The organism is Microbacterium sp. 10L49 (assembly GCF_056395125.1).
The window spans coordinates 146,276-171,692 of the sequence record NZ_JBFTIW010000003.1 but is presented as its reverse complement, the minus strand read 5'-3'; the positions used below and the strand labels follow the sequence as shown (position 1 = coordinate 171,692).

The window sequence follows — 25,417 nt, the reverse complement described above, 5'->3', positions numbered from 1 at the left end:
GTCAGCGGGCGCCGAGGAGGTGCTCGGTGGCGAGCTGCTGCAGGCGCACGAAGCCGAAGCCCTTGCCGCCGAAGTACGCGTTCGTGTCGAAGTCCTCGTAGGCGGAGCGGTCGGAGAGGAGCTCGTCGTAGCTCTCGCCGGCGTTCAGGGTCGGCGCCGAGAGCTCGTCGACGCGGGAAGCGGCCAGCGCCTCCTGCACCTCCGGGTCGGCGCGGAAGGCCGCCGCGCGCTCCTTGAGCAGCAGGTAGGTGCGCATGTTCGCGCTCGCCGAGTCCCAGACCCCCGTCTCGTCCTCGGTGCGGGACGGCTTGTAGTCGAAGTGGCGTGGGCCTTCGTAGGCGGGCACGCCGCCGGGGCCGCCGTTCTCGAGCAGATCGACGAGGGCGAACGCGTTGTGCAGATCGCCGTGGCCGAAGACCAGATCCTGGTCGTACTTGATGCCGCGCTGGCCGTTGAGGTCGATGTGGAAGAGCTTGCCGTGGTAGAGCGCCTGGGCGATGCCGGCGGCGAAGTTGAGCCCGGCCATCTGCTCGTGGCCGACCTCGGGGTTGAGGCCCACGAGCTCGGGACGCTCGAGGGAGTCGATGAAGGCGAGGGCGTGGCCGAGGGTCGGAAGCAGGATGTCGCCGCGCGGCTCGTTCGGCTTCGGCTCGATCGCGAAGCGGATGTCGTAGCCCTTGTCGGTGACGTAGTCGCCGAGCAGGTTCACGGCCTCGCGGTAGCGCTCCAGCGCCGCACGGATGTCCTTCGCGGAGTCGTACTCGGCACCCTCGCGCCCGCCCCACATGACGAAGGTCTTCGCCCCCAGCTCGGCGCCGAGGTCGAGCTGACGCAGCACCTTGCGCAGCGCGAAGCGGCGCACGCCGCGGTCGTTCGAGGTGAAGCCGCCGTCCTTGAAGACCGGGGCGCTGAACAGGTTCGTCGTCACCATCGGCACCACGAGCCCGGTGTCGGCGAGCGCGCCCTTGAGGCGGTCGATCTGCGTCTGGCGCTCCGCCTCCGTGGATCCGAACGCGAACAGGTCGTCGTCGTGGAAGGTCAGGCCGTAGGCGCCGAGCTCGGCGAGCTTCTCCACGGCGTGGACCACGTCCAGGGCCGGCCGGGTCGGACCGCCGAAGGGGTCGGCGCCGTTGTAGCCGACGGTCCAGAGGCCGAACGAGAACTTGTCCTCGCGGGTGGGGGTGAGTGCCATGATGATCCGCCTTCAGCGACGTCGATGAAATGTTGTAGCAGCAAACATATCAGTGGATCCGACTGATCGCAACGCGCCTGCGGGGTCCTTCCGTGAGCCGCACCGGTACCGCGAGACTGCATCTGCGTCACGAGACTGCGGTCAAGAACTGCAGTCTCGTGATGCCAGTGCAGTCTGACGGTGCAGGCGGTGAGAGCGGCGAGGGCGGTGGGAGCAGCGAGTCGGCGAGGCGATGAGGCCGTCGCGCTGTGCACCGTCGTGCCGGGCGGCGGTTCAATGCGGCGGGCGGTCAGCGCGGAGCAGCGGTCGAGGCGCGCACGATCAGTTCCGCCGGCATCCGCACGTGCTCGTGCGGGGCGCCGTCGAGCATCGCCAGCAGCAGGCGCACGGCCTCGGCCCCCATCTCGGTGAGCGGCTGGCGCACGGTGGTCAGCTGGGGGACGTGCGCGGCGGCTTCCGGCACGTCGTCGAATCCCACGACCGACAGGTCCTCGGGAACCCGCAGGCCCCGTTCGACCGCGACCCGGATCATCTCGATCCCGGACAGGTCATTGGCTGCGAACACCGCGGTCGGCGGCGCGGCCAGATCGAGCAGGGCGTGCGCGCCGGCGGTCGAGCTCGCGGCGCGGTACCCGCCGTCGACCACGAGCGCGGCGTCGAAGGGGATACCGGCGCTCTCCAGGGCTCGGCGGTATCCGTCCTCGCGCTGGTGCGCCGACTCCAGATCGGTCCGGCCGCGCAGGTGCGCGATGCGACGATGCCCCAGTGAGATCAGGTGCGCGGTCGCGGCGAAGCCGCCCTCGGCGTTGTGCACGCTCACCGAAGCCGGCCCGTCGGGCCCCTCGTGCGGGTCGATCGCGACGAGCGGCACGGTGGCGTCGGTCGGCATCGTCGTGGGGGTGACCAGGATGGCGCCGTCGATGAGCGTCCCGCCCAGCCGGGACAGTGAGCGACGCTCCCACCCGAGGTGCTCGCCGGCGGACACGCTGCCGGCGTAGGCGAGCACGTCGAAGCGGGTGCCCTGCAGGGCCGCCGAGACGCCCTGCAGCAGCTGCACGGCGAACGGCTCGAACTCCGCGACGAGCACGCCGATGACATCCGTCCTGCGCCGGCGCATCGAGGTCGCGACCAGCGAGCTCTCGTATCCGAGCCGCGCCACGACCTCCTGCACGTGCTCGAGCGTCGTGGCGGAGACGCCGTCTCGCCCGTTGATCGCCTTCGAGACGGTCGCGACGGAGACGCCCGCGGCGTGAGCGACGTCGTGGATCGTGATGCGGCGGTTCATTCGTCCAATCTACCGAGCGAAAACGTTATCGATATCGTTTGACATGCGGGCGATCCGAGTGTCAGAGTAGGCCGACAGCACATTGGGTGTTGCTGGCAACAAATGCCGGCGCGGGTGCTGAAGACTCAACGATGAGGAGACACACAGCATGAAGATCCGCAAAGTGCTGACGGCAGCCGTGGCGCTCGCAGCCGTGGGAGCGATCGCCCTCACCGGCTGCTCGGGAGGGTCCGGCAGCGGCGACAGCGGCGGCAAGCAGACGCTGACCGTATGGCAGAACTCGACCACCGGCGACGGCAAGCAGTTCTGGACCGATGCCGCCGAGGCGTTCCACAAGGCCAATCCCGATGTCACGGTGAAGGTCACCTCGATCCAGAACGAGGACATGGACGGCAAGCTGCAGACCGCCGTCAATTCGGGCGACATGCCGGACGTCTTCATGGCGCGCGGCGGCAGCAAGCTGGCCGACGTCGTGGCGGCGGGCAAGGTCAAGGATCTGACGGACAAGATCGACCCCGACGTGAAGAAGGCGATCGGCGATGCAGCCCTCAGCGCCTTCACGGTCGACGGCAAGCTCTACGGCGTGCCGACGGCGGTGCTGCCCGGCGGGCTCTTCTACAGCAAGGACCTGTTCGCGCAGGCCGGCATCACCGAGACGCCGAAGACCATGGACGACCTCGAGGCCGCCATCGGCAAGCTCAAGGCCGCCGGCATCCCGCCCATCGCCCTGGGTGCGAAGGACGCCTGGCCGGCCGCGCACTGGTACTACTTCTTCGCGGTGCGCGCCTGCGGCAAGGACCTCATCACGAACCTCGCCACCAAGAAGGACTTCAAGGACGGGTGCTGGCTGACCGCGGCGAACAACCTGCAGAAGTTCGCGCAGGTCGAGCCGTTCAACGAGGGCTTCCTCACCACGTCGGCCCAGCAGGGTGCGAACTCCTCGGCGGGCCTGGTCGCCAACCACAAGGCGGCGATGGAGCTCATGGGAGCCTGGGAGCCGGGCGTGGTCGCGAGCCTCACGCCGGATCAGAAGCCGCTGGCCGACCTCGACTGGTTCCCGTTCCCCGAGGTCTCCGGAGGCAAGGGCGAGCCCGGCGCGATGATGGGCGGCCTGGACGGCTACTCCTGCTCCGAGAAGTCCCCGTCCTCGTGCGAGAAGTTCCTCAACTTCGTCGCGTCGAAGGCGCAGCAGGAGAAGTACGCCGTGGCGTTCCAGACCATCCCGGCCAACCAGGACGCGAAGGGCGCGGTCGACAACGCGTCGCTGAAGCCCCTCATGGAGGCCTACGGCAAGGCGCCGTACGTGGCGCTCTGGCTCGACACCGCCCTCGGGCAGAACGTCGGCAACGCGCTGAACACCGGCGTGGTCGAGATGCTCGCGGGGCAGGGCGACCCGAAGACGCTCCTCCAGAAGATCACCGACGCCGCGGCGAGGGGCTGAGCGAGAGCGATGACTGGCACCCAGGTGATGGCCGAGGCCGTGCCTGAGAGCGACCGCCGCACCGGGACCGGGACCTCCCCGGCCCCGGTGCGGCGAGCACGCGCCGACTGGCGCAAGCGCGGCGAGATCGCGCTGCTCTCCGGGCCCGCCCTGTTGATGTTCGTCGGATTCGTCATCCTCCCCGTGGGGATGGCATCCGTCTACGGGTTCTTCAAGTGGAACGGGTTCGGGTGGCCGACGCAGTTCGTCGGCCTCGACAACTACATCCACATGTGGCAGGACCACACGTTCCGCGATGCGGTCGTGCACAACTTCGCGATCGTCGTGCTCTCCCTCGTGCTGCAGGGGCCGATCGCGATCCTGTTCGCACTGCTGCTGAACCAGAAGTTCCGTGGACGTTCGCTGATCCGCGTGCTGATCTTCGTGCCGTACGTGATCTCCGAGGTCATCGTCGGCACCGGATGGAACCTGATGATGCAGGACGCCGGCGCGCTGAACTCGCTGCTCGGCAAGGTCGGGCTCGGGTTCCTCCAGCACTCCTGGCTCGCGGATCCGAAGCTCGCGCTGTGGACGCTGATGGTCATCATCACCTGGAAGTACATCGGCTTCGCGGTCATCCTCATGCTCGCCGGGATGCAGTCCATCCCGGAGGAGCTCTTCGAGGCCGCGGCGATCGACGGCGCAGGGTTCTGGAAGATCCAGTGGAACATCACGGTGCCGCTGCTGGGGCCGACGATCCGCATCTGGGCGTTCCTTTCGATCATCGGCGCCCTCCAGCTCTTCGACCTCGTCAACATCATCTGGGGGCAGTACATCTCCGCCACGGCGGGCACCTCGACGATGGCGACGTACATGTACCAGAACGGGCATCTCGCCGGCAGCTACGGCTTCGGCAACGCGGTCGCCGTGATGCTCTTCCTGATCACCCTCGTCGTCGCCCTGATCTACCAGCGGTTCGTGCTGCGGCGCGACACCGACGGCGCGCTGACGGGCGACAGCGGAAAGGCCCGCAGATGACCACCGAAAGCCTCCGCACCACCGCCATCGTGCAGCCGCGCGATCGCAAGGGCGTCCGCCGCTCGCCGAAGGCCCCCTGGGGGAGCCCCGGCCTGTATCTGATCGCGATCGTGCTCGTCACGATCTGCATCACGCCCGTGCTCTACATCATCATCGGCGGGTTCCGCACGAACTCGCAGATCACGAAGGACCCGTCCGGTTTCCCGGCTCCCTGGCAGTTCGCCAACTACTCCGACGTGCTTGCCGGATCCGAGTTCTGGACCGCCCTGGTCAACTCGACCGTGGTGGCGATCGGCACGACCGCCGGCGCCGTGCTGCTCGGCGTGATGGCGGCGTACGTGCTCGCCCGCTACGAGTTCGCGGCCAAGCCGGCGATGTACGCGCTCTTCGCCGCAGGGCTGATGTTCCCCGTCACCGTCGCGATCACGCCGCTGTACCTGCTGATCCGCAACCTCGGCCTGGTGAACAGCCTGGCCGGGATCATCGTGCCGCAGATCGCGTTCGCGCTGCCCGGCACGATCATCATCCTGGTGCCGTTCCTGAAGGCGATCCCGAAGGAGCTCGAGGAGGCGGCGGCGATCGACGGCGCATCCCGCCTCGGCTTCTTCTGGCGGATGGTGATCCCGCTGAGCCTGCCGGGTGTGGTCACGGTCGGCATCCTCGCGTTCGTCGGATCCTGGAACGGCTACATGCTGCCGCTGTTCATCCTCAACGACCCGAGCCTGTTCACCCTGCCGCTGGGCGTGCAGAACTTCTCCTCGCAGTACTCGGTCGACACCGCCCGCGTGCTCGCCTACACCTCGCTGTCGATGCTGCCCGCGCTCATCTTCTTCAGCCTCTTCGAACGCCGCATCGTCGGCGGCCTGACCGGCGCGGTGAAGGGCTGAGCATGACTTCGGACACGACCACGGAGGGCCTTGTCGCGACGGAGGAGGTCCCGGCCTTCCCGATCGCCTCCGAGCGGGTCGGGGCGCTGCTCGCGCAGATGACCCTCGAGGAGAAGGCCGCGCAGCTCGTCGGATACTGGCTCGATCAGGGCGGTGAGGTCGTGGCGCCGCTGCAGAACGAGATGGCGGCCGCGGGGCGCCATGACACGCTGGCCGGCATCACCCGCGACGGCATCGGCCACTACACCCGCGTGTACGGCACCCGGCCCGTCGAGCCCGCTGAGCGTGCGGCCTGGCTGTGGGCGGAGCAGCGCCGGCTGAAGCGCGAGACGCGCCTCGGCATCCCGGCGCTCGTGCACGAGGAGTGTCTGACCGGGCTTGCCGCGTGGAAGGCGGCGAGCTTCCCGACGCCGCTGGCCTGGGGCGCCTCGTTCGACCCCGAGCTCGTCGCCGAGATGGGCGCGCTCATCGGGGAGTCGATGCGCACCCTCGGCATCCACCAGGGGCTCGCCCCGGTGCTCGACGTGGTGCGCGACCCTCGCTGGGGGCGTGTCGACGAGTGCATCGGCGAGGATCCGTACCTCGTGGGCACCGTGGGAACCGCCTACGTCCAGGGCCTGCAGTCCGCCGGCGTGCACGCCACGCTCAAGCACTTCCTCGGGTACTCCGGCTCACGTGCCGGGCGCAATCACGCCCCGGTGTCCGCCGGGCCGCGTGAGGTCGCGGACGTCTTCCTGCCGCCGTTCGAGATGGCGATCCGGGATGGCCGTGTGCGCAGCGTCATGAACAGCTACGCCGAGATCGACGGCGTTCCTGTCGCATCGGATCCGGCGCTGCTGACGGGGCTCCTCCGGGAGCGGCTCGGGTTCGACGGCGTCGTCGTGGCGGACTATTTCGCGATCGCGTTCCTCGAGGTCATGCACGCCGTCGCGGCCGACCGCGGCGAGGCCGCCGAGCTCGCGCTGCGGGCCGGGATCGACGTCGAGCTGCCCTCCGGCGACGCGTATCTCGAACCCCTCGTCGACCGGGTGCGCAGCGGTGCGCTCGACGAGACGTACCTCGACCGCGCCGTCATCCGGGTGCTCGCCCAGAAGGAGCAGCTCGGGCTGTTCGAGCCCGATGTCTTCGACGACGCGCCCCCCGCAGGCGTCGACCTGGACACGCCGAGGCACCGCGACGTCGCCCGCCGGCTGGCCGCGGAATCGCTCGTGCTGCTGTCGAACGACGGCGTGCTGCCCCTCGCGGTGACGGCACGGCGCATCGCGCTCATCGGGCCGAATGCCGATCGTTCTGAGGCGCTGCAGGGGTGCTACTCCTTCGCGAACCACGTGCTGGCGCACCACCCGGGCTACGAGCTCGGCATCGAGATGCCCACGGTTCGCGAGGCGCTGACCGCCGCCGTCCCGAGGGCTCAGATCGTGCACGCGCGCGGATCCGAGGTCGAAGGCTCCGACCGCATCGGGCTCGCCGAGGCCGAGCGGGCCGCCGCGGACGCCGACGTCGCGATCGTCGTGGTCGGGGACCAGGCCGGCCTCTTCGGCCGCGGCACGGTCGGCGAGGGCAACGACGTGGAGTCGCTGGACCTTCCGGGCGTGCAGCGCGAGCTCGTCGAGCGCGTGGTCGCGACGGGAACGCCCGTCGTCATGGTCGTGCTCTCGGGCCGTCCCTACGCGATCGACTGGGCGCTCGACGACGGGGCCGCGCGTCCGGGGGCGGTGCTGCAGGCCTTCTTCCCCGGCGAGGAAGGCGGCACGGCGATCGCGGATGTGCTCACCGGCGCGTCCTCGCCGTCAGGGCGACTGCCCCTGAGCCTGCCTCGGTCCTCGGGGGCCCAGCCCTACAGCTACCTGCATCCGATCCTGGGCGGCCCCTCCGACGTCACCTCCACGGATCCGACCCCGCTGCGGCCGTTCGGATTCGGGCTGTCGTACACGAGCTTCGCCTACGAGGAGTTCACCGCCTCCGCCGAGGCCCGCACGGACGGCTCCTTCACCGCGACCGTGACGGTCGCGAACACGGGCGCCCGCCGCGGGGCCGAGGTCGTGCAGCTGTACGGGCGGGACATGGTGGCGAGCGTCACCCGTCCGGTCGCGCAGCTGCTGGGCTACGGGCGGGTCGAGCTCGATCCGGGCGAGCGCCGCACGCTGCGCTTCGAGGTTCCCGCGGCGCGCTTCGCGTTCTCCGACCGCACCCTGACCCGCGTCGTGGAACCGGGGGAGGTGCGGGTGTGGGCTGCCGCCCATGCAGAGGCGTCCGCTCCAGCGCCCGACGACGGCGAAGAAGTCGCCGGCGTCACCGGGGGCGCGATCTCGAACGAGCGCGCTCGTGCGCACCGCGTGCTCCCCGGCGCTGCCACGGCGTCGCTGCCGGTGCAGCTCACGGGCGACGTGCACGAGGTCGGCGCCGCAGACGCCCGTCTGGTGACGGTGTCGAGCGCGTGATCGAGGTCGCCAATCCGATCCTGCCCGGATGCCATCCGGACCCGTCGATCTGCCGGGTGGGCGAGTGGTATTACCTCGTGACATCCACGTTCGAGTACCTCCCCGGCCTGCCGGTGCTGCGTTCGCGCGACCTGGCGCGCTGGGAGACGATCGGGCACGTGATCGACCGCCCCGGCATGCTCGACTTCGAGGGCATCGGATCCTCCGGCGGACTGTACGCGCCGACGATCCGGCACGGGCTGGGGCTGTACTGGGTCGTGTGCACGCTCGTCGACCGGGAGGATCCGTCCCGGGGCGGGAACTTCCTCGTCACCGCGAGCGACCCGGCAGGGCCGTGGAGCGATCCCGTGCTGCTCGACGTCGCCGGCATCGACCCGTCGATCGCGTTCGACGACGGAGGGCGCGTGTGGCTGCACGGCACCCGCCTGGCCGCCGATCCGGAGTGGCACGACCAGACCGAGGTCTGGGTGCGGGAGTATGCGCCGGACCGAAGCGCACTCGTGGGCGAGGAGCACGTGATCTGGCGCGGTGCCGTGCACGGCGCGGTCTGGGCGGAGGGCCCGCATCTGTACCGCATCGACGGGAGCTGGTTCCTGCTCGCAGCCGAGGGCGGCACCGAGTTCCACCACGCGGTGAGCGTGGCGCGCGCCGACGCGGTCACCGGGCCGTACGTCGGCAACCGGGCCAACCCGGTCTTCACCCATCGGCATCTGGGGCGGACCAGCACGGTGATCGGCGCTGGGCATGCGGATCTCGTGCAGGCGGCGGACGGATCGTGGTTCGCCGTCATGCTCGCGATGCGCGCGGACGACGGGCACCACTACCCGCTCGGACGGGAGACCTTCCTGTGTCCGGTCGTGTGGGAGGACGGCTGGCCGGTCTTCGCGCCGGGCGAAGGGCGCCTTCCCGCCACAGTGCGGATCCCCTGGGCGCTGGAGGAGCCGACGCCGGGGGAGTGGCAGCCGGACGACCGCATCGCCGGCGTCGTCGTGCCATCGGACCCTCGGTGGACCGCGCTGCGCGCCCTGCCCTCCCAGGTCGCGGTCGCGGAAGGCGACGCCTGGAGGCTGCCGGTGCGCGCTGCGACGCTGCACGAGCCGTCGTCGCCGGCGTTCCTGGGCGTGCGGCAGCAGCACGCGGATGTCGACGTGCGCTGCGTGCTGGACGTGCGCGGACTCGCCGAGGGAGAGAGCGCCGGCCTGGTGCTGCGGCAGTCGGAGCTCGATCACGTGGCACTCGCGGTGACCCGCACGGCGGAAGGATTACGGCTCTCATCCGAGGAGTGCCGCGCCGGCGACCGGCAGCAGCGCGGTCTCGGGGCGCTGTCCGAGGCGGACGAGGTCGAGCTCGCGCTGAGCGGGCGCGGATACGCGTACTCGCTCCGGCACGGAGAGACCGAACTCGCCGTGGCGGACGGACGCGAGCTGGATGCGTCCGCCACGGGCGGCTTCCTGGGGCTCTGGGTCGGCATCCACGCGACGAGCGCGGGTGCCGAGCCGCGCGGCGAGGTGCGCATCACTCGATTCGAGTACGCGCCTGCGCTGGTGGACCACGGCGATCGGTAGCCTGGAGTCCCACCGCGTGCAGGAAGCGAGACGCCGCATGAACGAACGCGCCACGACCGTCGAGGGGGTGCGGCGCACCAACCTCGCCGAGGTGCTGCGCCTCGTGCACCATGCGGGTGCGCGCTCGCGGGCCGTCATCACGGCGGAGACGGGGCTGAACCGCTCCACCGTCTCGGATCTGGTCGGACGGCTGGTGGAGGCGGGTCTCGTCGAGGAGCACGAGCCCGATCCCACGCGCCGGGTGGGGCGCCCCTCCCCGGTCGTCGCACCGAGCCCCGGCGTCGTCGCCATCGGCGTCAACCCCGAGATCGACGCCGTCGAGATCGGTGCGGTCGCGCTGGGCGGCGCGGTGCGAGAGCGGGTGCGGATCCCCGCCGACCAGCCCGAGGTCGCGGACGTCGTCCGGATCGTGACCGACGTCGTGCGCGAATGGCGCGACGGAGCGCTGCGCGGGTGCCGCATCGAGGGCATCGGCGTCGCGGTGCCCGGCCTGGTGCGCGCCTCGGACGGGCTGGTGCGGTTCGCCCCGCACCTGGATTGGCGCGATGCCGACATCGCGGGGCCGCTTGCGGCAGCTCTCGGCATCGACGTGGTCGTGGGCAATGACGCCTCGCTCGGCGCGCGGGCCGAGCGGCTCTTCGGCGCGGCACGGGAGCACGAGGACGTCGTGTACCTGAACGGCGGTGCCAGCGGTATCGGCGGCGGGCTGATCCTGCACGGACGGCTCATCGGGGGCGTCGGCGGGTATGCCGGGGAGTGGGGGCAGACCGCTGCGAGCGTGGCGGATGCCGCGGACCGGCGCGCCGAAGGCGGAGTGCTGGAGGACGAGGTGAACCGGGCCCGTCTGGTCCAGGCCGCGGGCCTCGCCGCGCCCGACGACGTCGAGCTCCGTGCGGCGCTCGGCGCTGCCGACGAGGGGCCGGCGATCGCCGAGGCCGCACGGCAGCGCCGCATCCTCACGGCCACCCTGGGCAACGCCGTCAACGTGCTGAACCCGGCGATGATCGTGCTGGGCGGCTTCCTCGCGATCCTGCGGGATCTGGATCCGGACTCCTTCGATGCCGAGGTGCGCCGGCGTGCGCTCGCCGCGTCGGCCGAGGGGCTGGAGATCTCCGCGGCCGCACTCGGCGCGGACCGCCTGCTCATCGGGGCTGCCGACGCCGCCTTCGAACGACTGCTGGCGGACCCCCTGGGCTGAGCCCGCCATTGCGACGCCTTCGGGGGCGTTGAGCGCGGACGCCGAAGGTGGTGGTTCCCTCCCGGGGGTCGTTGAGCGAGGACGGAGCGCAGCGACGACCGAGACGAAACGCGGCGCTCTCGCGAGGGCACCGCGTTTCGTCTCGCTTCGCTCGCTCAACGACCCCGGAGTGTCGGCTCGCTCAACGACCGCCAGGCGTGCCTGCGGTCGCCCCCTCCCGGCGCGCCGGCTCAGCTCCGGGCGACCTCGAACTCCACCGCCGACCACGACAGCGCCGGCAGGGTGAGGTGCACCGCGCCGTCGTCGAGCGTCACGCCCTCGAGCGGGCGCAGGCCGACCGCGTCCGGCGTCTGCTCCAGGTTCGCGGTGAGCCGGTCGCCGTCCTCGGGCACGGTGAGCACCTCGGCCGAGCGCACCGCGGTCGCGCGCAGTCCGTGCAGGGCGAGGTCGACGGTCGCCTCCGAGTCCAGCGAGCGGTTCGCGACGAACAGGGCGAGCCGTCCCGACGCCTCATCCCACGTCGCGACGGCGTCCACTTCGTCCACGTCGCCGTACTGCGCGGTCGCGCCCTGCGACGAAGAGATCGCCAGGCGCATGATCCGCCCCTTCGCCATCCGCGCCATCCGTGCGAACGGCCAGAAGATGGTCTGCCGCCAGGCGGGCCCGCCCTCCTCGGAGCGGATCGGAGCGATGACGTTCACGAGCTGGGCCTGGTTGGCGATCTTCACACGGTCGCCGTGCCGTAGCAGGCTGTGCAGGAACGTGCCGACCACGACCGCGTCGGTGACGTTGTACGTGTCCTCGATGAGGCGGGGGTGCTCGCGCCAGCCGGCCGCGGCCACCTCGCCCTCCTCGACGTCATTGAACCGGTCGAAGTCCCAGACGTTCCACTCGTCGAAGGAGATGTCCACCTGCTTGCTGTGCTTGCCGGCGGCCTTGACCGCGTCGATCGTCGAGATCACGCCGTCGATGAACATGTCCATCTCCACGCCCTCGGCGAGGAACGACGCCGCATCGCCGTTCTTCTCGCGGTAGTACGCGTGCATCGAGATGTAGTCGACCTCGTCATACGCGTGCGTGAGCACGGTGTGCTCCCAGGTGCCGAAGGTGGGCATCCCCCGGTTGGAGGAGCCGACCGCCACGAGCTCGATGGTCGGATCCACGAGCTTCATCGCCTTGGCGGTCTCCTGTGCAAGCCGGCCGTACTCGTGCGCGGTCTTGTGGCCGATCTGCCACGGTCCGTCCAGCTCGTTGCCGAGGCACCACAGCTTGATGCCGAACGGATCCTCTGCGCCGTTGCGGCGGCGCAGATCCGACCAATACGTACCACCGGGGTGGTTGGCGTACTCGACCAGCGCGCGCGCCTCCTCGACGCCGCGCGTGCCGAGGTTGATGGCCTCCATGACCTCGACCTCCGCCTCGCGCGACCAGTCCATGAACTCGTGCAGGCCGAACGCGTTCGTCTCGATCGTGTGCCAGGCGCCGTCCATCCGCACAGGACGATCGGCGACGGGGCCGACGCCGTCCTCCCAGCGGTAGCCGGAGACGAAGTTGCCGCCGGGATAGCGGACCACGGTCGGTCCGAGTTCTCGCACGAGCTCGAGCACGTCGGTGCGGAAGCCGCGGGCGTCCGCCGCCGGGTGGCCGGGCTCGTAGATGCCGGTGTAGACGCAGCGGCCCATGTGCTCGACGAACTGGCCGAACAGGCGGCGCGGGACGTCGGCGAGCGAGAAGTCGCGGTCGATGGTGATGCGGGCGTGGGTCATGGAGATTCGATCCGTTCGGGTCATTGACCGCCGAAGCCGCTGGTGGCGACTCCCTTGACGATCTGCTTCTGGAAGATGAGGAAGACGACGATGAGGGGGAGGGCGGCGAGCACGGCCTGGGCCATGACCTGCGCGTACTGCACCCCGTAGGCGCTGATAACGGTCTGTAGGCCGACCGGCAGGGTCATCAGCCCGGTGTCGTTGATCACGAGGAACGGCCACAGGAAGTTGTTCCAGGCGCCGATGAACACGAAGATCGCGACGGAGGCGAGGATCGGCCGCGACAGCGGCAGCACGATCGACCAGAACACCCGGAACCTCGACGCGCCGTCGACGCGCGCCGCATCCTCGAGCTCGATCGGGATCGCGTCGAAGAAGCGCTTCAGGATGAAGACCATCGCCGGCGCCACGACCTGCGGCAGGATCAGGCCCCAGTGCGTGTCGACCAGGTTGAAGGCGAGCATCTCGTAGAACAGCGGGATGATCAGCACCTGCGGCGGCACGACGATCGCCGCGACGATGACGACGAACAGCCACTTGCGGCCGCGGAAGTCGAGCCGGGAGAACGCGTAGGCGGCGAGGGCCGAGATCGTGACGGTGAGCACGGTGACCGCGGTCGCGGTCCACAGGCTGTTCCACGCCCAGAGGTAGACGTTGCCCTGCGAGAGGATCGAGCCGAACGCCTGGGCGCTCGGACCGCTCGCGCCGATCCAGCCGGGGTCGCCGGAGGCGGCATCGGTCTCGGTCTTGAACGCGGTCGCGACCGCCCACAGGAACGGCAGCAGCCACCCGATCGCGAGGATCAGCAGCACCGCGAAGGCGAGCACGGTGAGAACGGTGAACCGGCGGCCGATCGGCCGGCGGGTGCGAGCGCGCGCAGCGCCCGGAGCGACGAGAGTGCGGGTCGCGGTGGTCATCGGGCGTCCTTCCGCCGACGGGTGATCAGCGCCTGCACGACGCCGAGGATGATGATGATCGCGAAGAACACGTACGAGATGGCGGCAGAGTAGCCGAACCGGTATCCGACGAAGCCGGTCTCGTAGATGTACTGCACGATCGATCGGGTGGTGTCGCTGGAGAGGCCGCCGAGCATCTGGTACGCCTGATCGAACAGCTTGAGCGATGCGAGGATCTGCAGCAGGCCGATGAGCGTGGTCGCCGGTCCCAGCTGGGGGAGCGTGATCGAGGTGAACTGCCGCCAGCCGCCGGCGCCGTCCAGCGACGCCGCCTCGTACTGCTGCTGCGGGATGTTCTGCAGGGCGGCCAGGTAGAGCAGGAAGTTGAAGCCGACTGTCCACCATACGGTCGCGATGACGATCGCGAGCATGTTGATCTTCGGATCCTGCAGCCAGGCGATCGGCTCGAGACCGAAGGCCTTCAGGACGTTGTTCGCCGCACCGATCTGCGGGTTGAAGATCCAGATCCAGATCTGCGAGATGACCGTGGACGCCAGCAGGTACGGCATGAAGAACGACAGCCGCCACAGCCACTGGCCGGGCAGGCCCCGGTCGACGAGCACCGCCATGAGCAGGGCGATGACGACGAGCGGGATCGTGGACAGCAGGGTGAACCACGCCGTGTTGCCGAATGCTCCCCACATCACCGGGTCGCTGAGCGCCTCGACGTAGTTCGCGAGCCCGACGAAGCCGCCCCCGGATCCGGTGAGGGACTGGTCGGTGAAGCTCAGATAGAGCCCCTGCAGGATCGGCCAGGCGAGGAACAGCGCGAAAGCCACCAGGAACGGCGCGAGGAAGACCCAGCCGATCAGCTGCTCGCCGCGGTGGGATCCGCCCGCGTGGCGCCGGGTGGTTCGGGTCGCCGCGCGGCCGGTGACGATGGTCGTGGTGGTGGGGGCCGTCGTGGTCATCTCCGTGCTCCTTCCGGATCGGCGGGATTGGGTTGGGCGAGGAAGCGCTTCACGGCGGCCTCGAAACGGGTGATGGCATCGGCGGGGCTGCCTCCGCCGAGGAGGGCGGGCTGCGCGGCGGCGCCGAACTGGCCCTGGAAGTTGGATCCGGATCCGGTGAACCACGCGGGCGGGTCGTAGCGCACGTACTTCGCGGCCTCCGCGTAGTGCGCCTGCGGAAGCAGCTTCGCGTACTTCGCGGACTCGGTGACCGGCAGGTACGCGGGGACGTGCCCGGCCTCGGCCCAGCCGAAGGAGCCCTTCAGCATGTCGGCCACGAAGCGGTACACGAGATCGCGGCCCGCCGCATCGGGGTGCGACTGGTGCGGCAGAACGAAGGAGTGCGAGTCGGCGTAGACCGCGCGGGTGCCGAAGAGCGGCGGGATCATCGCGACGTCGAAGGGGATCTTCGCGGCCTGCATCGTGCGCAGCTCCCACACGCCGCTGAGGAACATTCCGCTCTTGCCCGTCGCGAACTCCGCGACCGCTGTGCCGTAGTCGGCCTGCTTCGCGGCCCTCTTGCCGTCGAGCAGCTTCTGCATGAACTCGAGCGACGCGACGGCGGCGTCCCTGTCGATCACGGCGGAGCCGCCCTGCGGCATGTCCATCTCGATACCGTGCTGGGTGTACAGCGTGTAGAACAGCCGCCACATCTGGGAGCCGTCGCCGAGATAGCCGTAGGAGAGGCCGTGCCCGCCGGTGACGCCGGCGATCGCGTCGACCATCGCGAGGAACTCCTCGGGGCTGGTCGCCTCCTTCAGGCGCCCGTCCGCCTCGAGCACACCCGCCTTGCCGCAGACGTCGGTGTTGTACATGAGCACGAAGGGGTGCGCGTCGAGCGCGATGCTGAGGCGCCTGCCGTCGACGTCGCCCTTCTTCCAGATCGGATCCGAGAAGGTGGAGGCGTCCACGCCGAGGTCCGCGAGACGCCCGGTGTCCCAGGCGTCGAGCAGGCCGCCGGGCGCCCAGCCGAGCACGCGGGTGGCGTGCATGATCGCGACGTCGGGGGCCCGGCCGCCGGCCGCGGCCATGGCGAGCTTCGTGTAGTAAGGGGTGCCCCAGGCCAGCACGGTGGGGCGGATGCGGTAGGCCGACTGCGCCTTGTTCACGCCGTCGAGCAGGCCCGACATCGTGACGCCGTCGCCGCCCGACAGCAGGTGCCAGAACTGCAGTGTGCGAGTGTCGGACGCGGATGCCGAGGACGGGGCGCATCCGGCGAGCAGGGCGGCGCCCGCGGTGACGCCCGCGGCGCCGAGGAATTGCCGCCGGTTCAGATCGAGAGGTGGTGTCATCGTCACTCCTTCGTGGACGATCGGGGGATCCCGACATCATTACATCGATGAAATAGAGTGCGCAAGAGGCTTCTGAGACCGGTCACGGCTTCGCGCGACCGGGAGGATCCGTCTCGCTCCGGCGACCGCCGACCGTGCTTCGGTAGGGCTCTGGCCCGCCGGCCCGCGGAGCGATCAGTGCGCGGGGGCCCAGCCTCGCGGAGCGGCGCCGGTGCTGTCGCGCACGATGAGCCGGTGCGGCACAGTGATCGTGCGCGGGGTTCCGGTCGGATCCGCGATCCGCTCGGCGAGCAGGTCGACCGCGGCCGCGGCGAAGGCGGCCCGGTCGATCTGCACCGTGGACAGGGCGGGATCGGTGAAGCGGGCGAGCTCCACGTCGTCGAAGCCCGTGACGAGCACGTCCTCCGGGACGCGGATGCCGCGGTTGTGCAAGACATGCAGTGCGCCGGCGGCGAGTGAGTCGGTGAAAGCCAGGACGGCGTCGAACGGCACGCCGCGATCGAGCAGCTCGGTCATCGCGGACGCGCCCCCGCTCATCGTCCAGTCCGAATGGTTCGCCGTCAGGCGCGGGTCCGCGGGGAGCCCGGCCTCCGCGAGCGCCTGGCGCACCCCCTGCAGGCGGAGCCGGCTGGTGGCGGTCGCGATCACGTGCTGGTCGTCGCCGCCGACGACGGCGATCCGGCGCGCGCCACAGGCGATCACGTGCCGCGTCAGCTCGGCAGCCCCGGTGACGCTGTCGATCCCCACGTGGTCGACGAGCTGGTGCTCGACCTCGCCGATGAGCACCACCGGCAGCTGCCGGTCCTCGTCGGTGAGGGCACTGTCTTCGAGCCGGATGGGGTTCAGGATCAGCCCGTCGACGAGGTGCGCACGGGCGCGCGAGAGAAGTTCGCGTTCGCGGCGCGGTTCGGATCCGGTCTGCTCGACCTGCACAGCGAAGCCCTTCAGCCGGGCGGCCTGGACGATGTGGTCGAGCAGTTCAGCGGAGAACGACGTCGCGAGGTAGGGGAGGGCGAGGGCGATGACCCCGGAGCGGCCGTTGCGCAGGCTCCGGGCGCTCAGGTTGGGCACGAAGTCGAGCTTGCGCATCGCGTCTTCGACGCGCTCGCGCGTGTCCTCGCGCACGAAGACCGTGCCGGTGACCACGTTCGATACCGTCTTCGCCGAGACGCCGGCCAGTGATGCGACGTCCCGCATCGTCGCGCGCGTGCCCCCTGCCATGCGCTCAGCCTATGCCCGCGCATGCGGCTTCCGGATCCGCCACGGTTCTATCGATGTAAGCGAGTTCTATGATGTGGCGATGAGCATCGGGACGAACTGGGCCGGCAACCTGCACTACGGCGCGGCGGGGATCGCGCGCCCGCGCAGCCGCGACGAACTGCACGACGCGCTCGCGGCACCGGGTCCGCTGCGCCCGCTCGGATCCCGGCACAGCTTCAACGCGATCGCCGACACCGCGGGCACGCTCATCGACCTCTCCGCGATGCCCGCCGAGGTGCAGCAGACGGCGCCCGATGCCGTGCGTGTGCCGGGCGGTATCCGCTATGGCGAACTCGGCGCCGAACTGCAGCGCCGCGGGCTGGCGCTGGCGAACCTCGCGTCGTTGCCGCACATCTCCGTGGCCGGCGCCGCGTCCACCGGGACGCACGGATCCGGCGATGCCATCGGATCCCTCGCCACGGCTGTGCGCTCGCTCACGTTCGCAGGCCCGGACGGTGAGCGCACTCTGCGCCGGGGGGACGCGGACTTCGATGGAGCGGTCGTGTCGCTCGGCGCGCTCGGTGTGATCGTCGAGCTCGAACTGGAGGTGGAGCCGGCGTACGACGTGGCGCAGACCGTGCACGAGGGGCCGGCGTGGGACGCCGTGCTGGCCGACTTCGACCGGGTCACCGCGCTGGGCACGAGCGTCAGCCTGTTCAGCCGCTGGACCGACCGCGACCGTGCCGACCAGCTCTGGGTGAAGAACCGGGTCGGCGGCGTCGCTCTCGACGAAGAACTGCTCGCTCAGCTCGGAACCACTCCGGCGGTTGTGGAGCGGCACCCGATCCTCGGCGTCGCGGCCGAGGCCTGCACTCCGCAGCTCGGCGAGCCCGGACCCTGGCATGAACGGCTGCCTCACTTCCGGCTGGCCTTCACGCCCTCGGCGGGGGAGGAGCTGCAGAGCGAGTACCTCGTGCCGCGGCGCGACGCCGTGCGTGCCATCGAGGCGATCCGCGCGCTCGCCGACCGGATCGCACCGCTGCTGCTCGTGAACGAGATCCGCACGGTCGCCGCCGACGACCTGTGGCTGAGTTCGTCGTACGGCGAGGGCGCGGTGGGTCTGCACTTCACCTGGCGCCGGGACCAGCCCGCGGTCGAGGCGCTGCTGCCGGTGATCGAGGCGGCGCTGCCCGACACGGCCCGTCCGCACTGGGGCAAGCTGGCCACGCTCGAATCGGCCGAGGTCCGCCGCCGCTACGCCCGCTGGGCCGACTTCGGGGAACTCGTGGGACGGATGGATCCGGCGGGCCGGTTCCGCAACGCGTACCTGGAGCGGCTCGGGCTGTAGTGCCGGGTCGAGTCGCGGGGCCGCGCGCCTGGGGATCGGGTCCCAGGCGTTCAGGTCGCACTTTCTGCTGCCTGGAGCCCCTCGACGGAGCAGAAACTGCGACCCGAACACGAGGATCGCGACCTGAAGCGGTTCGCCGGGAAGGGTTCCTCCTCGCACCGGATCCGTGACGCCGCATGCCGGCCTCGTCCTCGGCGGGCGGCGCCGGGCCCGTACACTCGCAGGCGTGAGTGAGTCGAAGCCGCAGCGCGCCGCCGGAGTGCGAGAGGTCGCTGCGCTCGCGGGCGTCTCGCGGCAGACCGTGTCGCGTGTGCTCAACGATCATCCGGACGTCGCACCCGACACGCACGCCCGCGTCGTGGCGGCGATGGAGGAGCTCGGCTACCGCATGAACAACGCCGCGCGGGCGCTCGGCACGCACCGCACGCGCACGATCGGCGTCCTCGCCTCGGATGCCCTGCAGTACGGCCCCTCGCGGAGCATGGCGGCGATCGAGGCGTCGGCGCGCGAGGCAGGGTACTGGATCACCGCGGCGTTCGCCGATTCCGGCGACGAGGCCTCGGTCCGCGACGCGATCGAGCACCTGCGCGCGCAGTCGGTGGACGGGATGATCGTGTTCGCGCCGCATGCGCGCACGCTCGACGTGCTCGATGCGCTGCGCATCGGGACCCCCGTCGTGATCCTGCACGCCGCCGAGCGTGCCGACTTCTCGGTCGATCAGCGAGCCGGCGCACGCCTCGCCGTGGCGACCCTCGCCGACGCCGGACACGAGCGGATCGCACACCTCGCCGGCCCGGCGGACTGGCTCGAGGCCGAGGCGCGGGCCGCCGGCTTCGCCGAGGAGCTCGCGGCGCGCGGTCTGCCCGCCGGCGCGGTCTTCGCGGGTGACTGGAGCCCGCGCTCGGGCCATGAGGCCGCGGCGGCCGTGATCGCCTCCGGCGCGACCGCGGTCTTCGCCGCGAACGACCAGATGGCGCTCGGCCTGATCGGCGGCCTGCGCGCGGCGGGAGTGGACGTTCCGGCGCAGCTCAGCATCGTCGGGTTCGACGACGTGCCCGAAGCGGCGTACGCCTGGCCGCCGCTCACGACCGTGCGACAAGACTTCGAGGAGCTCGCGCGGCGTGCGGTCGCGCAGGTGATCGCGCAAAGCGGATCCGGTGCTCCCGGTGCCGGCAGCGCGGGGGCGTCGGGCGCGCCGGCGTCCGCGGCGTCCGGCTCGACGGATCCGATCGCCCCCGTCCTGGTCGCCCGCGACTCGGTGGTTCCGCCCTCGGCCTGAGCGCCCTCGAGTCGGTGGTTCCGCCGTCGGCCTGAGTGCCCTCGATCTGCGGACGGCCCCGTTCGCTCAGGTCGCGGTTTTTGTCCGCCGGATATTCAGGTCGCAATTTCTGCGGCCTCGGGGATCCGGATAGAGCCGAAAGTGCGACCTGAGCAGCAGGAGTGCGACCGGAAGCATCCGATAGTCAGCACGGCGGTCGCCGCGCCCAACAGAGCCTGTGGATAACGTCTGACGCCTGGCGACGATCCTGACACGGTGGGGGAGTGTCTCGCTCCCAACCGCTCCCTGATGCACTCGGCTCCTCGTTCGCTGTCGGCGAGGCCCGGGCCCTCGGAGTGCGGGCCGGACGGCTGCGCGGCTCCGACCTGCTCCGGCCGTACTCCGGCCTGCGCACTCGCCGCTCCGCCGACGTGCCGGACCATGACGAGGATCCTTTCGCCGCACAACGACGGATCCGCGTCGAGCAGGCGCTGGCGTACGCACCGCGGCTGCGGCCTGGTCAGTACTTCAGTCACGAGACGGCTGCGGCGCTGTGGGGCGGACCGCTGCCGCTCGTCCGTGAGGATCGCGTCGTCGGCGTGCACGTGAGCACCCTCGGCGAGGGGCCGCTCGTGCGCGCGGTGGGCGTCGAGCGCCATCGCGGGGATCCGAGACTCGTTCGCGTGCTCACCGATCTTGGGATTCCCGTCGCGTCTCCCGCCTCGACCTGGACGCAGATGGGGCACCTGCCGTTCTCCGCGCTGGTGGCACTGGGCGACTGCTTCTGCCGGATGTGGCGGCCCGGTGTGGGGCGTCCGCATGCGGGGAAGCCGCCGCTGGCGACCGTCGCTCAGCTCCGCGCCGACATCGGTGCGGGACGACGCCTCGGGGCTCCGATGCTGCGCGAGGCGATCGAGTGGATCCGAGAGGACTCCTGGTCGCCGCGGGAGTCCGAGCTTCGCTGCCTGATCGTCGCCGCAGGGCTGCCCGAGCCGCTGCTGAACGTCGATCTGTTCGACGGCTCGACGTTCTTGGGCTGCGTCGACATGGTCTACCCGGAGCGGAAGGTGGCGATCGAGTACCTGGGGCGGGTGCACGCGAGCAGCTGGGGCACGGACGTGGAGCGGCTGGCACGACTTCGCGCGGCCGGGTGGACGGTGATCGAGGTCACGGCGGAGCTCCTTGCGGATCCGCCCGAACTGCTCGGCCGCATACGGCGCGCGCTCGGCTTCTGACTCCGAGCCCGGCGACGGCTTCGCGTGTGACCCCCGGCCGCGGTGTCGGCGTGTGCACCCCGGGTCGAACGGGCGCCGGCTCCCGGCGTCCGCTTCGGCGTGTGTGCCGGCTCACGTTCCCCGCTCAGGTCGCACTTCCATCGTTCAGGTCGCAGTTTCTGCGGCTTGGAGGGCCTCGATAGAGCCGAAAGTGCGACCTGAACTGCAGGAGTGCGACCTGGGGAGCAGGAGTGCGAACTGAGCAGCAGGAGTGCGACCTGAGCAGGAGTGCGACCTGAGCAGCAGGAGTGCGACCTGAACGGCAGGAGTGCGACCGCCAGGGGATCGCGTCGTTCCGAGAGCGTGCAACGAGCCCGGTCCCCGCGGCCCTTGACGGACCGAGCGCAGGGATGTCAGACTTGCCGTGACCGGTCACAGTAGCCCAGGAACTCCGGGCGCCACCCGAGAGGATCCGAATGGCCATCTTCGCCCCCGACGTCGAGCAGGCGATCGACGTCGTCCGCGCCGATGTGGCCCGGCTGCACGCCGAGCTCGTGCGCTACGGCCTCGTGGTCTGGACCGGGGGCAACATCTCCGGCCGGGTCCGGCTCTCGGAAGACGGCAGCGGCGACCTGTTCGTGATCAAGCCCTCCGGCGTCGGCTACGACGACCTCGCTCCGGAGAACATGATCCTCTGCGACCTCGACGGCACCGCGATTCCGGGCAGCCCGGGCAGCGACCGCAGCCCGTCGAGCGACACCGCCGCGCACGCGTACGTCTACCGGAACATGCCCGAGATCGGCGGCGTCGTGCACACCCACTCCGACTACGCCGTGGCCTGGGCGGCGCGCGGTGAGGAGATCCCCTGCGTCATCACCGCGATGGCCGACGAGTTCGGCGGGCCGATCCCGGTCGGCCCGTTCGCGATCATCGGCGACGACTCGATCGGCCGAGGGATCGTTCAGACTCTGCGTGGGCACCGCAGCCGTGCGGTGCTCATGCAGAACCACGGCCCGTTCACGATCGGCGTCGACGCGAAGGACGCGGTCAAGGCCGCCGTCATGGTCGAGGACGTCGCGCGCACGGTGCACCTCGCCCGCGAGGCGGGGCCGCTCATCCCGATCCCGCAGGAGGCGATCGATAGCCTCTACAACCGGTACCAGAACGTCTACGGGCAGAACACGGACGCCCGCCGATGAGCGCGCGCGACGACATCCTCGCCGGCCGCACGAGCCTCGGCATCGAGCTGGGATCCACGCGCATCAAGGCGTGCCTGATCGGATCCGATCAGGCCGTCGTGCTCGCGAGCGGATCCTCATCCTGGGAGAACCGCCTCGAGAACGGGCTGTGGACCTACGGTCTCGACGAGGTCTGGGCCGGCCTGCAGGAGGCCTACGCGACGCTCGTCGCCGACGTGCACGACCGCTACGGCGTGCGGCCGACGACGGTCGGAGCCATCGGCATCTCCGCCATGATGCACGGTTACCTGGCCTTCGACGCCGAGCGCGAGCTGCTCGTACCATTCCGCACCTGGCGCAACACCAGCACCGCGGTCGCGGCGGCAGAGCTCACGGAGCTGCTGGGCGTGAACATCCCGCTGCGATGGTCGATCGCGCACCTGCACCAGGCCATGCTCGACGGCGAGGAGCACGTGCCGCGGATCGCGAGCGTGAACACCCTCGCCGGGTACGTGCACGAGCGCCTGACCGGCCGCCGGGTGCTGGGCGTCGGCGACGCCTCGGGCATGTTCCCGATCGACTCCGAGACCGGCGAGTACGACGCCGCCATGGTCGCCGCGTACGACACCCTCGCCGCCGGCCGGCTCCCCGCATCCTTGACCGCGCTGCTCCCCGCGGTACTGCCCGCCGGCGCCGACGCCGGCGCGCTCACCGCCGAGGGCGCGCTGCTGTTGGATCCGTCCGGATCCCTCGCGGCCGGCGTCCCGCTCTGCCCGCCTGAGGGCGACGCCGGCACCGGCATGGTCGCCACGAACGCGGTCACCCCGCGCTCCGGCAACGTCAGCGCGGGAACGAGCATCTTCGCGATGGTCGTGCTCGAACGACCGCTCGAAGGCCTGCACCACGAGATCGACCTCGTCACGACCCCAGCCGGCGACGCCGTCGCCATGGTGCACTGCAACAACGGCGCGAGCGAGCTCGCCGCCTGGGCGGGGCTGTTCACCCGCTTCGCCGCCGCGGCCGGCGCGCCCGTGAGCGACGACACCGCCTTCGAGGCGCTGTTCCGCGAGGCGCTCGCGGGTGAGGCCGACGCGGGCGGACTGCTCGCCTACAACCACCTCGCGGGGGAGCTGATCGCCGGACTCACTGAGGGACGACCGCTTCTCGTGCGCACCCCCGACAGCGCCTTCACCCTGGCGAATTTCATGCGCGCCCAGCTCTACGGCGTGTTCGGCACGCTCGCGTTGGGCATGCAGACCCTCGCCGCGGAGGGCGTGCAGCTCGATCGGATGTATGCCCATGGCGGAATGTTCCGCACCGCGGGCGTGGCGCAGCGCTTCCTCGCCGGTGCCCTGGGCGCGCCCGTCGCGGTGGGCGAGGCGGCGTCCGAAGGCGGAGCGTGGGGGATCGCGGTCCTCGCGTCGTACCTCGCGCACGCGGGCGAACGGAGCCTGGGCGACTACCTCGACCGGCAGGTTTTCGCCTCGGCGGACATCGCCGTGGCGGATCCGGATCCTGACGACGTCGCCGGATTCGCCGCCTACCTCGACCGCTACCGCGCCGGCCTCGCCATCGAGGCCGCCGCCGTGAACTCCCTTCCATCCGGTCGTTGAGCGAGCGGAGCGAGACGAAACGCGGCCTCCCGCGGAAACCGCGTTTCGTCTCGTCGCTTCGCTCCTCGCTCAACGACCGGCACACAGAAAGGCCAATGATGCCGAAACTCACCACCTCACTCGACGGCTACGAGGTCTGGTTCCTCACCGGCAGCCAGCATCTGTACGGCCCCGAGACTCTCGCGCAGGTCGCCGAGCAGTCGCAGCAGATCGCGCGGATCCTCGACGAGGCCGGCGACGTGCCGGTGCGGATCGTGTGGAAGCCGGTGCTCACCGACGCGGCCGCCATCAAGCGCACCGCGCTCGAGGCCAATGCCGATGAGAAGGTCATCGGCCTGATCGCCTGGATGCACACCTTCAGCCCCGCGAAGATGTGGATCGCGGGCCTCGACGCGCTGCAGAAGCCGCTCGCGCACCTGCACACGCAGGCCAACGTGGAGCTGCCCTGGGCCGACATCGACTTCGACTTCATGAACCTGAACCAGGCCGCGCACGGCGACCGCGAGTTCGGATACATCCAGACCCGGCTCGGTGTGCCGCGCAAGACGATCGTCGGGCACGCGTCCGACCCGCGCGTGCAGCGCGAGCTGGGCACCTGGCAGCGCGCCGCGGCCGGTCTCGCCGCGAGCCGCGACCTCAAGCTCGCCCGCTTCGGCGACAACATGCGCTTCGTCGCGGTGACGGAGGGGGACAAGACCGAGGCCGAGCTGCGCTTCGGCGTGCAGGTGAACACCTGGGGCGTGAACGAGCTCACCGAAGCCGTCGCCGCGGCGGCCGAGACCGACATCGACGCGCTCGTCGCCGAGTACGAGGAGCTGTACGAGGTCGTCCCCGAGCTGAGGCGGGGAGGGGAGCGGCACCAGTCGCTCCGCGACGGCGCGGCGATCGAGCTTGGTCTGCGCGCGTTCCTGGAGGAGGGCGGATTCAGCGCCTTCACCACCTCGTTCGAGGACCTCGGCGCATTGAAGCAGCTCCCGGGGCTCGCCGTGCAGCGGCTCATGGCCGAGGGGTACGGCTTCGGCGCGGAGGGCGACTGGAAGACCGCCGTGCTCGTCCGCATCGCGAACGTCATGGGCGCCGGCCTGCCCGGCGGGGCAAGCCTCATGGAGGACTACACCTACGATCTGACCCCCGGCGACGAGCTCATCCTCGGTGCGCACATGCTGGAGGTCTCGCCCTCGCTCACCACGCGGAAGCCCACGCTCGAGATCCATCCGCTCGGCATCGGCGGCAAGGACGACCCGGTGCGTCTGGTCTTCACCGCGGATCCCGGATCCGCGGTCGTCGTCGCGCTCAGCGACATGCGCGACCGGTTCCGCCTCACCGCCAACGTCGTCGAGAACGTCGCGCCGCGCGCCGCGCTGCCGAAGCTACCCGTCGGCCGCGCCGTGTGGAAGCCGCAGCCCGACTTCACGACCTCGGCGGCTGCGTGGCTGACCGCTGGTGCCGCGCACCACACCGTGATGTCCACGGCCGTGGGCATCGAGGCGTTCCGCGACTTCGCCGAGATGGCGGAGGTCGAGCTTCTCGTGATCGACGAGAGCACCACTCTGGGCGAGTTCCAGAAACAGGTGCGCTGGAACCAGGCGTACTACCGCCTCGCCCAGGGGCTGTGA

The 25,417-nt window shown here is 70.6% G+C and carries 19 protein-coding genes; 12 read left to right on the top strand and 7 right to left on the bottom strand.

Going from position 1 to position 25,417, the window contains the following annotated elements; translation table 11 throughout:
• Position 1 precedes the first annotated feature (1 nt).
• Both xylA and AC1DCT_RS08705 read right to left on the bottom strand, forming a co-directional pair.
• Positions 2–1,192: a xylose isomerase gene (gene xylA, locus AC1DCT_RS08710; protein ID WP_440734245.1), complete on the bottom strand. Its 1,191-nt coding sequence runs from the start codon at positions 1,190–1,192 to the stop codon at positions 2–4.
• A 289-nt stretch (positions 1,193–1,481) separates the two neighbouring features.
• Positions 1,482–2,477 carry a LacI family DNA-binding transcriptional regulator gene (locus tag AC1DCT_RS08705; protein WP_441976905.1) on the bottom strand — a complete coding sequence of 332 codons (996 nt, stop codon included), beginning with the start codon at positions 2,475–2,477 and terminating at the stop codon, positions 1,482–1,484.
• Between the two features lie 148 nt (positions 2,478–2,625).
• On the opposite strand from AC1DCT_RS08705, the gene AC1DCT_RS08700 reads away from it, so the two are divergent.
• Genes AC1DCT_RS08700 through AC1DCT_RS08675 form a run of 6 tightly spaced genes read left to right on the top strand, consistent with a single transcriptional unit; the run spans position 2,626 to position 11,026 of the window.
• Positions 2,626–3,918, top strand: coding sequence for an extracellular solute-binding protein (locus tag AC1DCT_RS08700; protein WP_477428587.1), 1,293 nt, complete (start codon positions 2,626–2,628; stop codon positions 3,916–3,918).
• 27 nt (positions 3,919–3,945) lie between these two features.
• Positions 3,946–4,935, top strand: coding sequence for a carbohydrate ABC transporter permease (locus tag AC1DCT_RS08695; protein WP_440734432.1), 990 nt, complete (start codon positions 3,946–3,948; stop codon positions 4,933–4,935).
• Positions 4,932–5,822, top strand: a complete 891-nt coding sequence (locus AC1DCT_RS08690; RefSeq protein ID WP_440734242.1) for a carbohydrate ABC transporter permease — start codon at positions 4,932–4,934, stop codon at positions 5,820–5,822. The genes AC1DCT_RS08695 and AC1DCT_RS08690 overlap by 4 nt, the downstream gene beginning before the upstream one ends.
• A gap of 2 nt (positions 5,823–5,824) precedes the next feature.
• Positions 5,825–8,263, top strand: a complete 2,439-nt coding sequence (locus AC1DCT_RS08685) for a beta-xylosidase/alpha-l-arabinosidase (protein ID WP_477428585.1) — start codon at positions 5,825–5,827, stop codon at positions 8,261–8,263.
• Entirely contained in the window at positions 8,260–9,828 is a 1,569-nt protein-coding gene (locus AC1DCT_RS08680; RefSeq protein WP_477230292.1) for a glycoside hydrolase family 43 protein, read from the top strand. The genes AC1DCT_RS08685 and AC1DCT_RS08680 overlap by 4 nt, the downstream gene beginning before the upstream one ends.
• A gap of 37 nt (positions 9,829–9,865) precedes the next feature.
• Positions 9,866–11,026 carry an ROK family transcriptional regulator gene (locus tag AC1DCT_RS08675; RefSeq protein WP_441976901.1) on the top strand — a complete coding sequence of 387 codons (1,161 nt, stop codon included), beginning with the start codon at positions 9,866–9,868 and terminating at the stop codon, positions 11,024–11,026.
• Positions 11,027–11,256: 230 nt separating this feature from the next.
• Here AC1DCT_RS08675 and arfA read toward each other — a convergent pair whose 3' ends face one another.
• The 5 genes from arfA to AC1DCT_RS08650 form a co-directional block, all read right to left on the bottom strand.
• Positions 11,257–12,792, bottom strand: a complete 1,536-nt coding sequence (gene arfA, locus AC1DCT_RS08670; protein ID WP_477230294.1) for an arabinosylfuranosidase ArfA — start codon at positions 12,790–12,792, stop codon at positions 11,257–11,259.
• A gap of 20 nt (positions 12,793–12,812) precedes the next feature.
• Positions 12,813–13,709, bottom strand: coding sequence for a carbohydrate ABC transporter permease (locus tag AC1DCT_RS08665; RefSeq protein ID WP_440734237.1), 897 nt, complete (start codon positions 13,707–13,709; stop codon positions 12,813–12,815).
• On the bottom strand, positions 13,706–14,659 hold the full coding sequence (locus tag AC1DCT_RS08660) for a carbohydrate ABC transporter permease (protein ID WP_440734236.1): 954 nt from the start codon (positions 14,657–14,659) through the stop codon (positions 13,706–13,708). Before AC1DCT_RS08660 ends, AC1DCT_RS08665 begins: the two co-directional genes overlap by 4 nt.
• Positions 14,656–15,990, bottom strand: coding sequence for an extracellular solute-binding protein (locus tag AC1DCT_RS08655; RefSeq protein ID WP_477230295.1), 1,335 nt, complete (start codon positions 15,988–15,990; stop codon positions 14,656–14,658). Before AC1DCT_RS08655 ends, AC1DCT_RS08660 begins: the two co-directional genes overlap by 4 nt.
• 174 nt (positions 15,991–16,164) lie before the next feature.
• Positions 16,165–17,211 carry a LacI family DNA-binding transcriptional regulator gene (locus AC1DCT_RS08650; RefSeq protein WP_477428583.1) on the bottom strand — a complete coding sequence of 349 codons (1,047 nt, stop codon included), beginning with the start codon at positions 17,209–17,211 and terminating at the stop codon, positions 16,165–16,167.
• A 79-nt stretch (positions 17,212–17,290) separates the two neighbouring features.
• Here AC1DCT_RS08650 and AC1DCT_RS08645 point away from each other — a divergent pair, with 79 nt between their 5' ends.
• From AC1DCT_RS08645 to araA, 6 genes are all read left to right on the top strand, one after another.
• Positions 17,291–18,538, top strand: coding sequence for an FAD-binding protein (locus tag AC1DCT_RS08645; RefSeq protein WP_477428581.1), 1,248 nt, complete (start codon positions 17,291–17,293; stop codon positions 18,536–18,538).
• A 226-nt stretch (positions 18,539–18,764) separates the two neighbouring features.
• Positions 18,765–19,817 (top strand): LacI family DNA-binding transcriptional regulator, encoded by a 1,053-nt coding sequence (locus AC1DCT_RS08640; RefSeq protein WP_477428580.1) that lies wholly within the window; start codon positions 18,765–18,767, stop codon positions 19,815–19,817.
• A gap of 263 nt (positions 19,818–20,080) precedes the next feature.
• On the top strand, positions 20,081–21,031 hold the full coding sequence (locus AC1DCT_RS08635) for a hypothetical protein (protein WP_477428579.1): 951 nt from the start codon (positions 20,081–20,083) through the stop codon (positions 21,029–21,031).
• Between the two features lie 455 nt (positions 21,032–21,486).
• Complete coding sequence (locus AC1DCT_RS08630; protein WP_440734230.1) at positions 21,487–22,209, top strand: L-ribulose-5-phosphate 4-epimerase; 723 nt, start codon at positions 21,487–21,489, stop codon at positions 22,207–22,209.
• Positions 22,206–23,801, top strand: a complete 1,596-nt coding sequence (locus AC1DCT_RS08625; RefSeq protein WP_477428577.1) for a xylulokinase — start codon at positions 22,206–22,208, stop codon at positions 23,799–23,801. The genes AC1DCT_RS08630 and AC1DCT_RS08625 overlap by 4 nt, the downstream gene beginning before the upstream one ends.
• Before the next feature lie 98 nt (positions 23,802–23,899).
• The gene (gene araA / locus AC1DCT_RS08620; protein ID WP_477428575.1) at positions 23,900–25,417 is read left to right on the top strand and encodes an L-arabinose isomerase; all 1,518 of its coding nucleotides are present in this window, start codon (positions 23,900–23,902) and stop codon (positions 25,415–25,417) included.

Excerpts from the sequence above, each read along its gene's own strand:
- arfA (WP_477230294.1), bottom strand. The coding sequence starts at position 12,792 with ATGACCCACGCCCGCATCACCATCGACCGCGACTTCTCGCTCGCCGAC.
- xylA (WP_440734245.1), bottom strand. The coding sequence starts at position 1,192 with ATGGCACTCACCCCCACCCGCGAGGACAAGTTCTCGTTCGGCCTCTGG.
- AC1DCT_RS08645 (WP_477428581.1), top strand. The coding sequence starts at position 17,291 with ATGAGCATCGGGACGAACTGGGCCGGCAACCTGCACTACGGCGCGGCG.
- AC1DCT_RS08665 (WP_440734237.1), bottom strand. The coding sequence starts at position 13,709 with ATGACCACCGCGACCCGCACTCTCGTCGCTCCGGGCGCTGCGCGCGCT.
- AC1DCT_RS08685 (WP_477428585.1), top strand. The coding sequence starts at position 5,825 with ATGACTTCGGACACGACCACGGAGGGCCTTGTCGCGACGGAGGAGGTC.
- AC1DCT_RS08660 (WP_440734236.1), bottom strand. The coding sequence starts at position 14,659 with ATGACCACGACGGCCCCCACCACCACGACCATCGTCACCGGCCGCGCG.
- AC1DCT_RS08695 (WP_440734432.1), top strand. The coding sequence starts at position 3,946 with ATGGCCGAGGCCGTGCCTGAGAGCGACCGCCGCACCGGGACCGGGACC.
- AC1DCT_RS08625 (WP_477428577.1), top strand. The coding sequence starts at position 22,206 with ATGAGCGCGCGCGACGACATCCTCGCCGGCCGCACGAGCCTCGGCATC.
- AC1DCT_RS08690 (WP_440734242.1), top strand. The coding sequence starts at position 4,932 with ATGACCACCGAAAGCCTCCGCACCACCGCCATCGTGCAGCCGCGCGAT.
- AC1DCT_RS08700 (WP_477428587.1), top strand. The coding sequence starts at position 2,626 with ATGAAGATCCGCAAAGTGCTGACGGCAGCCGTGGCGCTCGCAGCCGTG.
- araA (WP_477428575.1), top strand. The coding sequence starts at position 23,900 with ATGCCGAAACTCACCACCTCACTCGACGGCTACGAGGTCTGGTTCCTC.
- AC1DCT_RS08655 (WP_477230295.1), bottom strand. The coding sequence starts at position 15,990 with ATGACACCACCTCTCGATCTGAACCGGCGGCAATTCCTCGGCGCCGCG.
- AC1DCT_RS08650 (WP_477428583.1), bottom strand. The coding sequence starts at position 17,211 with ATGGCAGGGGGCACGCGCGCGACGATGCGGGACGTCGCATCACTGGCC.
- AC1DCT_RS08630 (WP_440734230.1), top strand. The coding sequence starts at position 21,487 with ATGGCCATCTTCGCCCCCGACGTCGAGCAGGCGATCGACGTCGTCCGC.
- AC1DCT_RS08705 (WP_441976905.1), bottom strand. The coding sequence starts at position 2,477 with ATGAACCGCCGCATCACGATCCACGACGTCGCTCACGCCGCGGGCGTC.
- AC1DCT_RS08675 (WP_441976901.1), top strand. The coding sequence starts at position 9,866 with ATGAACGAACGCGCCACGACCGTCGAGGGGGTGCGGCGCACCAACCTC.